This window comes from Pseudomonas sp., from assembly GCF_049645325.1.
Lineage (GTDB): Bacteria > Pseudomonadota > Gammaproteobacteria > Pseudomonadales > Pseudomonadaceae > Aquipseudomonas.
The window spans coordinates 1-2501 of sequence record NZ_JBARTQ010000083.1; the positions used below are offsets into that span (position 1 = coordinate 1).

The window sequence follows — 2501 nt, forward strand, 5'->3', positions numbered from 1 at the left end:
GCCCAGCGCGGGGCAAGCCCGCTCACTACAGGGAGATTTTTCAGCCTTGAAAGTTGTGTAGATACTTATGCCGCGATAAGGCCATCCGGTATTGAGGTACTTCTCGCCTAAGGCGCCAACTCGAAAAACGCCTGAATCAGGCGCAAGGATCGGCGTCGCTCCATGCAACCCAGCATGTGCCGGTTCACCAGCCCATCGCCCTGAATCGTAACCGCCTGCACCCGCGGGTCCCGGCTGACCTCCATCGACGACACCACGCCAACGCCTAACTCGGCAGCCACTGCTTCGGTCACCGCCTCGCGGCTGTCCAGTTCCAGCAGCACCTTGGGATAAACCTTGGCGGCCAGGCACGCATCGTCGAACGTGCGGCGGGTGATGGAACTGGGCTCGCGCAGCACCATGATCACCTCGTTCAACTGTTCCAGGCGGATGCTCTCGGCCTGCGTCGCCCAGGGGTGGCTGGCCGGCACCAGCGCGCAAATGCGCGATTCACTCAAAGGCTGTAAATGCAGGCCATTGCGCGGCTCCACTTCGGTCAACACCGCCACGTCCGCGTGTTCGGACAACAGCGCCGCCAGGGTTTCCTGCGCGTTGCCCAACCGCAGGTTGACGGTGATGCCCGGGTAGCGCGCGCGCAGGCTGGCGATCATCGGCATCACCAGGTGCGGGCCGTCCGCCGCCACTTCCAGGCGTCCGGTGAGCAGTTGGCGGTTGGCCTCCAGCAGGGTCTGGGCCTCGTCCACCAGGCCGAAAATCGCCCGCGTGATCGCTGCCAGGCGCGTGCCTTCCTGGGTCAACTCCACCCGCCGCGCCGTACGGCGCAACAACGGGATCTGGTAGTGCTCTTCTAGGGCCTTGATATGCCCGGTCACCGCCGGCTGGCTGATGAACAGCCGCGCTGCCGCCCGGGTGAAGCTGCCCTCGCGGGCCACGGCATCGAATGCGCGCAGTTGGAACAAATTCATAGCTATCGGCCTCACTGATAGCTCGCATAACAACAAACAATTTGATTGATGACAAGCCAAACTGCAATTTAGGCGCCGTAGCTTCAACCCCCGATGCCTTGCGAGGACTTGAGATGACCACTGCCGCGCCGATCCTGCTGACCCCTGGCCCCCTGACCACATCGAACCGCACCCGTCAGGCCATGATGGTGGACTGGGGCTCATGGGATGACCGCTTCAACCAGCTGACCGCCAGCGCCTGCACGCAATTGCTGGCAATCCTCAACGGCGCCGACAGCCACCATTGCGTGCCCTTGCAAGGCAGCGGCACGTTTGCCGTCGAAGCCGCCATCGGCACCCTGGTGCCGCGTAACGGCAAAGTACTGGTGCTCATCAACGGCGCCTACGGCAAACGCCTGGCGAAGATCTGTGAAGTGCTCGGCCGTGATTTCAGCACCTTTGAAACCGCCGAAGACGACCCCACCACCGCCGAAGACGTCGACCGCCTGTTGCACGCCGACACGGCCATCACCCACGTCGCGCTGATCCATTGCGAGACCAGCACCGGTATTCTCAACCCGCTGCCGGAGATCGCCCAGGTCGTGAAAAACCACGGCAAGCGCTTGATCATCGACGCCATGAGTTCCTTCGGCGCGCTGCCGATCGATGCACGCCACGTGCCGTTCGACGCACTGATCGCCGCTTCGGGCAAATGCCTGGAAGGCGTGCCGGGCATGGGGTTTGTCTTCGCCGAAAAACAGGCACTCGCCGCCGCGCAAGGCAATTGCCACTCCCTGGCGATGGACCTGTTCGACCAGCACAGCTACATGGCCAAGACCGGCCAATGGCGCTTCACCCCGCCCACCCATGTGGTGGCGGCCCTGCACGAAGCGCTGCTGCAATACCAGGAAGAAGGCGGCCTGCCGGCGCGCCATCAGCGTTACGCGAATAACTGCCAGACCTTGCTGGACGGCATGGCCGAACTGGGCCTGCGCAGCTTCCTGCCGGCGGCGATTCAGGCCCCTATCATCGTCACCTTCCACGCGCCGAAAGACCCGCGCTACCAGTTCAAGGACTTCTACGAACGGGTCAAGGCCAAGGGTTTCATTCTGTACCCGGGCAAATTGACCCAAGTGGAAACCTTCCGCGTGGGCTGCATCGGCCATGTCGACTCGGCCGGCATGCAAGCCGCCGTCCAGGCGATCGCCGACGTGCTGCAAGAGATGGAAGTGCTGGACATTTAATTTCTACGATTAGCCACAGGATCTGAACCATGAACTATCAAAACCCCAACGCCCTCCAGGCCGTCATCCTCGATTGGGCCGGCACCGTGGTCGATTTCGGCTCCTTTGCGCCCACGCAGATTTTTGTCGAAGCTTTTGCCGAATTTGACGTGCAAGTCTCGATCGAAGAAGCCCGTGGCCCAATGGGCATGGGCAAGTGGGACCATATCCGCACCCTCTGCAACCAGCCGAAGGTGGCCGAGCGTTACCGCAAGGCCTTCGGCCGCACCCCCACGGATGACGACGTGACCGCGATCTACCAGCGGTTCATGCC

2 protein-coding genes and 1 pseudogene are annotated in these 2501 nt (G+C 62.5%); 2 read left to right on the forward strand and 1 reads right to left on the reverse strand.

The features are described 5' to 3' along the window. Positions 1–107 precede the first annotated feature (107 nt). A complete protein-coding gene (locus WBB95_RS03470) occupies positions 108–965 on the reverse strand; it encodes a LysR substrate-binding domain-containing protein (RefSeq protein WP_424486306.1) in 858 nt (285 codons plus the stop codon). Positions 966–1078: 113 nt separating this feature from the next. On the opposite strand from WBB95_RS03470, the gene WBB95_RS03475 reads away from it, so the two are divergent. Further along, complete coding sequence (locus tag WBB95_RS03475; protein WP_424486307.1) at positions 1079–2188, forward strand: 2-aminoethylphosphonate--pyruvate transaminase; 1110 nt, start codon at positions 1079–1081, stop codon at positions 2186–2188. Between the two features lie 29 nt (positions 2189–2217). Continuing rightward, positions 2218–2501: pseudogene (locus tag WBB95_RS03480) on the forward strand (phosphonoacetaldehyde hydrolase); the annotation flags it as partial.

What these genes read in the sequence shown, in the direction of transcription:
- WBB95_RS03470 (WP_424486306.1), bottom strand. Translation starts at nt 965, where the DNA reads ATGAATTTGTTCCAACTGCGCGCATTCGATGCCGTGGCCCGCGAGGGC.
- WBB95_RS03475 (WP_424486307.1), top strand. Translation starts at nt 1,079, where the DNA reads ATGACCACTGCCGCGCCGATCCTGCTGACCCCTGGCCCCCTGACCACA.